The 6,000-nt window shown below is 72.3% G+C and carries 5 protein-coding genes and 1 pseudogene; 3 read left to right on the forward strand and 3 right to left on the reverse strand.

Translation table 11 applies throughout. The features are described from left to right. Nucleotides 1-161 precede the first annotated feature (161 nt). The gene (locus ACH4F2_RS14965; RefSeq protein ID WP_398133130.1) at nucleotides 162-896 is read right to left on the reverse strand and encodes a DUF4190 domain-containing protein; all 735 of its coding nucleotides are present in this window, start codon (nucleotides 894-896) and stop codon (nucleotides 162-164) included. Between the two features lie 56 nt (nucleotides 897-952). Here ACH4F2_RS14965 and ACH4F2_RS14970 point away from each other — a divergent pair, with 56 nt between their 5' ends. From ACH4F2_RS14970 to ACH4F2_RS14980, 3 genes are all read left to right on the forward strand, one after another. Continuing rightward, the gene (locus ACH4F2_RS14970) at nucleotides 953-2,113 is read left to right on the forward strand and encodes an adenosine deaminase (protein WP_398133131.1); all 1,161 of its coding nucleotides are present in this window, start codon (nucleotides 953-955) and stop codon (nucleotides 2,111-2,113) included. A gap of 14 nt (nucleotides 2,114-2,127) precedes the next feature. Next, the gene (locus tag ACH4F2_RS14975; RefSeq protein ID WP_398133132.1) at nucleotides 2,128-2,865 is read left to right on the forward strand and encodes a glycerophosphodiester phosphodiesterase; all 738 of its coding nucleotides are present in this window, start codon (nucleotides 2,128-2,130) and stop codon (nucleotides 2,863-2,865) included. 149 nt (nucleotides 2,866-3,014) lie between these two features. Continuing rightward, entirely contained in the window at nucleotides 3,015-4,247 is a 1,233-nt protein-coding gene (locus tag ACH4F2_RS14980) for a serine hydrolase domain-containing protein (protein WP_398133133.1), read from the forward strand. A gap of 2 nt (nucleotides 4,248-4,249) precedes the next feature. Here the strand turns inward: ACH4F2_RS14980 and ACH4F2_RS14985 are convergent. Both ACH4F2_RS14985 and ACH4F2_RS14990 read right to left on the reverse strand, forming a co-directional pair. Next, nucleotides 4,250-4,486, reverse strand: a pseudogene (locus tag ACH4F2_RS14985) (HXXEE domain-containing protein); the annotation flags it as partial. 74 nt (nucleotides 4,487-4,560) lie between these two features. Next, complete coding sequence (locus ACH4F2_RS14990; protein ID WP_398133134.1) at nucleotides 4,561-5,751, reverse strand: spermidine/putrescine ABC transporter substrate-binding protein; 1,191 nt, start codon at nucleotides 5,749-5,751, stop codon at nucleotides 4,561-4,563. Between the last annotated feature and the right edge of the window lie 249 nt (nucleotides 5,752-6,000).

Here is a 6,000-nt window from a genome sequence, read left to right on the forward strand (position 1 = left end):
GCTCAACGGCTCAACGGCTCAACGGCTCAACGGCTTGACCCTCGCCGGCTCAGCGGGCACTTCCGAGCCCCGCGAGGTTCAGACTGCGCCCGGAGCCCCGGAAGAGCCGGCGCTGATGGCACCCGCGGAATCCGGCGAACCAGCCGGCGGCAGCGGCAGTATCACTGCTGCCACGGTGCCGCCGGATTGGCCGGATTGGCCGCCGGTGCAGCAGTCGGCACCGCGCGGGCGGCGCCGTAGTAGGAAGGGTCGTCGTACTCCGACTCGTCGTTGATCGCGGCGGTGATCCCGATGGCGATCAGAGCGATCACGACGATACCGAGGACGATTCCGACTATGCCCATGACGAAACCGGCCTGCGCCTGACCGTGGTTGTTGGCCTCGCCGCGCTCGGCCCTCCGGCGCCCCTTGACGCCGAAGACCACTGCGAGGATGCCCAGCACCAGGGAGACGACGCCGTACATGCAGAACAGACAGCAGGCGAGGATGCCCAGCACCATCGCCGCGGTGCCCATGCCGTTCTGCGGAGGCATCGGAGCGCCTGACCAGCCGTAGCCCTGGGGGTAGCCGGGATAGCCGTACCCGCCCTGGACGCCCGGACCACCGGGCGCGACCGGCGGAGGCGGCACCGCGCCCTCGGGAGCGGTGAACCCGGCGGGCGGTATCGATATGCCGGCGGTCGGCATCCCCGTGACCGTCACCTGGTCGTGCACGGACGGCGGCTGCTGCGACTGCTGCTGATGCCCGAACGGCCCGGTGCCGGCGGGCGGCCCGCCCGGCGCCGACGGCTGCCCACCGGCGGCGTAGCCCTTGGCCGGCGACGGCCTGTCCTCAGGGGGTGCCCATGGATTGTGACCGCCGGCGGAGCCCTCACCCGGCTGTGCTGCGTCCGTCATGCTGTGTCCCCCTGGGTCGATCGTGCCCGTCATCGTACGGTCCCGGGCCGTCCGGCGTGAGACCGGCCTACGATGATCTCCGACCCACCGATCAGCCGATCACCCGCGCCCCTCCGGCCCGCGCCGGCCCGGGGCGCCGTTTTGGGGAGGATCCCATGACCGAGCACCTCGTCGACCCCGACGTCCCGCGTGACCTGCACGCCTTCATCGCCGGACTGCCCAAGGCCGAACTGCACGTCCATCACGTCGGCTCCGCCTCCCCGCGCATCGTCTCGGAACTGGCCGCACGTCACCGCGACTCCAAGGTCCCCACCGACCCCGAGGCCCTGGTCGACTACTTCACGTTCACGGACTTCGCGCACTTCATCGACGTGTACCTGTCCGTCGTCGACCTGATCCGCACCCCGGAGGACGTGCGGCTGCTGACGTACGAGGTGGCCCGGGACATGGCCCGGCAGCAGGTGCGGTACGCCGAGCTGACCATCACCCCGTTCTCCTCCACCCGGCGCGGCATCGACGAGCGCGCCTTCATGGACGCCATCGAGGACGCCCGCAAGGCGGCCGAGGCCGAGTTCGGGACCGTACTGCGCTGGTGCTTCGACATTCCGGGCGAGGCCGGTCTGGAGTCCGCCGAGGAGACGACGCGGCTCGCCACCGACGACCGGGTGCGCCCCGAGGGTCTGGTCTCCTTCGGGCTCGGCGGACCCGAGATCGGGGTGGCGCGGCCCCAGTTCAAGCCGTACTTCGACCGCGCGATCGCCGCCGGTCTGCACTCGGTGCCGCACGCCGGTGAGACCACCGGCCCGCAGACGGTGTGGGACGCCCTCACCGACCTGCGCGCCGAACGCATCGGGCACGGCACCAGCTCCGCGCAGGACCCGAAGCTGCTGGAGCACCTGGCCGAGCGGCGCATCCCCCTGGAGGTGTGCCCGACCTCCAACATCGCCACCCGCGCGGTGCGCACCCTGGACGAGCACCCGATCAAGGAGTTCACGCGCGCCGGGGTCCTGGTGACCGTCAACTCCGACGACCCGCCCATGTTCGGCACCGACCTCAACAACGAGTACGCCGTCGCCGCCCGGCTCCTCGGCCTCGACGAGCGCGGGCTCGCCGATCTGGCGAAGAACGGGGTCGAGGCGTCGTTCCTCGACGCGCCGGGCAAGGCAAGGATCAGCGACGAGATCGACACGTACACCGCCACCTGGCTCTCCTCCTGAAACGGAACGCCACCATGCCCTCCCCGCGCGACGTGACCACGACTTCCCCGCGCGACGTGACCGCCGTGGCCCACCGCGGCGACCCGTACCGGTACCGCGAGAACACGATCGACTCGCTGCGCTCCGCCCTCGCCCGCGGCGCCGACGCGGTCGAGACCGACGTACGCCTCACCCGGGACGGCGTGCCGGTGCTGCTGCACGACGAGACACTCAAGCGCCTGTGGCAGCAGGACCGGCCGCTGCGCTCCCTGTCGGCCCAGGAGGTGCGCGGGCTGACGGCGGGCCGGGTACCGACGCTCGCGGAGGCGCTGTCCGCGACCGACGGCAGCCGGCTGATGCTCGACCTGCCGGGCGGACCGGGCGAGCGGGCGGTGAGGCGCATCGTGGACGTCGTCCGCGAGTGCGGGGCCCAGGACCGCGTGTACTACTGCGCGGGCGCCACCGCCATGCTCGCGGTGCGCGCGGCCGACCCGGCGGCCGAGATCGCGCTGACCTGGGCCACGGCGGCCCCGCCCCGGCCCGCCGTGCTCGCGGCGGTGCGGCCGCGCTGGCTCAACTACCGGTTCGGGCTGGTGGACCGGGCGCTGGCCGACCGCGTCCACCGCGACGGCCACCTGCTCTCCGTCTGGACCCCCGACACCCGGCGCTCCATGCGCCGGCTGCTGGCCCTGGGCGTCGACTCGATCACGACCAACCGCATCGACACGCTCTGCGCCCTGCGCGACGGCGGTGGCGCCGGGCCGCACCCGTAGGGGCGACCCCGCACAAGTCCCTGCAGGGATAGGGGACTTCCCCCAGTCCGGGTTCGGGGCGGGCACCCTCCTCGCCGACGATCCACCATGGTCCGCGCCACGACGAGGATGATCACCGACCGAACCGTCCGGACCCTCTGGAGCAGTCGATGCGTGCCCGTACCTCCTCCGTCCTCGCCGCTTCCCTCGTCCTCGCCCTCGCCTCCGGCCCGCTCGCGGCTCCCGCGTTCGCCGCACCGCCCACCTCCACCTCGCCCGCCTCCGCCGCCTCCGCCTCCGCCTCCGCCGGACACAGAACGGACGGGACGGGCGGGGCGGACGGGACGGACGGGACGGGTGAGACAAACCGCCTGGACGAAAAGGCGCTGCTCGCCGCCATCGAAGGGATCCCGAACCAGCACGCCACCGCCGCCCTCGTGCGAGTCGGCGGCACCGACGGCGGCTGGCGCGGCACCGCGGGCGTGCGCGACCTGGCCACTGGTCGGCCCGCGCATCCCCACGCCCGTTTCCGGGCCGGTTCGGTCACCAAGGTCGTCACGGCCGCCACCGTCCTGCGGCTCGCGGCGCAGGGCAGGATCGACCTGGACGCGCCGGTGCAGGACTACCTCCCCGAGCTGTTCACGCCGGCCTTCGAGAAGCCGATCAGCGTGCGCCAGTTGCTCAACCACACCAGCGGCATCAAGCCCGGCGACGGTCTCGGCGAGAACTTCGCGGAGGTGTACGCGCACCGCTTCGACACGCTCACCCCGCAGCGGGTCGCGGCGTCGGCGATCGCGAAGGGACCGGAGTTCGATCCCGGCGAGGACCAGCACTACCTGAACATCAACTACACGTTCCTCGGCCTGCTGATCGAGAAGGTGACGGGACGCTCGTACGCCTCCGAGGCCACGCGTCTGGTCCTGCGCCCGGCCGGTATGCGCCACACGTACTTCCCGGGCACCGACCCCCGCGTCCGGGGCCCGCACAACCGGGGCTACCAGACGGTGGAGCAGCCGGACGGGACGGTGAAGCCGGTCGACGTCACCGAGTGGAACCAAGCGGACCGATGGGCGGCCGGCGACATGATCTCGACCACCGCCGACCTGGAGCGGCTGCTCACGGGGCTGTTCGGGGGGCGGATCGTGCCGCAGCCGCAGTTGGTGGAGATGTTCACGACCCCGGCGGGCCTCCCGGACGCGACCCGCAGCGCGGGGCTGGAGTACAAGCAGGTGGGCGACCAGATCTTCTGGGGCAAGTCGGGGTCCCGCTACGGATACAGCGCGGCCATCGGCGGCACCCGCAACCTGAGCCGCACCGTCGTCTACTCGGTCAACGCCACGGATGCCAAGAGCGCGGAGGCGAATCCGGTCATCGACCGGATCACGGTTGCCGCGCTGAAGTAGCCCTCCGTGAGCCGCCGCGCCACCGTGTGCGACACGACCGTCGCCGCGCCCGCCGGCCCCACCCCCCGGGCGAGGTCGCGCGGGCGCGCGGCGCGCAGGACACCGGCGCGGCGCGACCGGTGGCGGGCCCACACGGTGAACGGGACGACGACCAGGGGCGAGGTCGCGGCCCATGGCGTGCGGCCGCGGACCAGCCCCGCCTGTGCGAGGTGGACCAGGCCGTGCAGGCCGAAGGCGTTCTGCCGGCAGACCGAGCGTGACCGCGGCCCCCACTTTTTCCTCACCCGGTGAATTGATCACGCCGGTCAGTCCGCTACACGCCCACGATCCCGTTCCACCGCTTCGCGAACTCCGTCCGCTCCCCCGCCCCGATGTCCCGCGCGATCGCCAGCCGCTCGCGCATCGCCGAGTCCGGAAAGATCAGCGGATCCTCGGCCAGGGCGGCCTTCTCCTCGTCGCCGGAGGAGGCGAGCACGTCGCGCGCGGCCGGAACGGGGCAGACGTAGTTGACCCAGGCGGCCAGCTCGGCGGCGACCTCGGGCTGGTAGTAGTGGTCGATCAGCCGTTCCGCGTTGGTCTTGTGGCGGGCCAGGTCGGGGATCATCAAGGACTCCGCCCACAGCTCGGCACCCTCCTCCGGGACGACGAACTCGATGTCGGGGTCGTCCGCCTGGAGTTGGATCACGTCACCGGAGTAGGCCTGGCAGGCCAGGACGTCCCCACTGGAGAGGTCCTTGATGTAGTCGTTGCCGGTGAAGCGGCGGATCCGGCCCTGGTCGACGTGCCGCTCCACCTGGTCGCACACGGTGTGGAAGTCGTCCGCCGTCCAGTCGGTGATGTCGACGCCGTTGCCCTGCATCAGCAGCGCGAACGCCTCGTCCATGCCGGACAGCAGGGTCACCCGGCCCTTGAGGTCGGCCGCCCAGAGGTCGGAAACGTGCCGGATCTCCCGGCTGAGCCTGCGGCGGTTGTAGGCGATGCCGGTGATACCCGACTGCCAGGGCACGGTGAACTTCCGGCCCGGGTCGAAGGCGGGCGCACGCAGCAGCGGGTCGAGGTACTCGGTGACGTTCGGCTGGCGGGAGCGGTCCATCTCCTGCACCCAGCCGAGCCGGACGAACCGCCCGCACATCCAGTCGCTGATGACGATCAGATCGCGGTCGGTGGGCTGGTGGTTCATCAGGGAGGGGCTGATCCTGCCGAAGAACTCGTCGTTGTCGTTGATCTCCTCGATGTACTCGACGGAGATACCCGTCCGCTCCTCGAACGCCTCCAGCGTGGGCCGCCGGCTCGGGCGCTCGTCGTCGGTGTCGATGTACAGCGGCCAGTTCGCCCAGGTCAGCCATCGTTCGGTGGCGGACCGGTCGGTCGCTGCCCGTTCGCCCGGCGCGATGTAGGCGGCCGGTACGCCGCAGCCGGCCAGCGCGCCGGCCGCGGCGGAACCGCCCAGGCCGCGCAGCAGGGTCCGACGGGAGATCGAGGGCGTCTTCGGGAGGAGGGGCATGGCCGCAGGATGCCGGGCCCGCCCGCCCCGCGACAATCGACGCTGCGTCGAGCGGCTCCGCCCCGGCCCGACATCCTGTCGACCGGGGCGGGTTCGCGGTCGGCAGTGCCGGTTGGCGGTTCACGGTCCACGCACCGCGGCCCCGCACGGTGACCCACGCACCGCGGCCCCGCACGGTGACCCACGCACCGCGGCCCCGCACGGTGACCCACGCACCGCGGCCCCGCACGGTGACCCACGCACCGCGGC

Origin of the sequence: Streptomyces sp. NPDC017890, from assembly GCF_044328675.1 — a bacterium.
Taxonomy (GTDB): Bacteria; Actinomycetota; Actinomycetes; order Streptomycetales; family Streptomycetaceae; genus Streptomyces.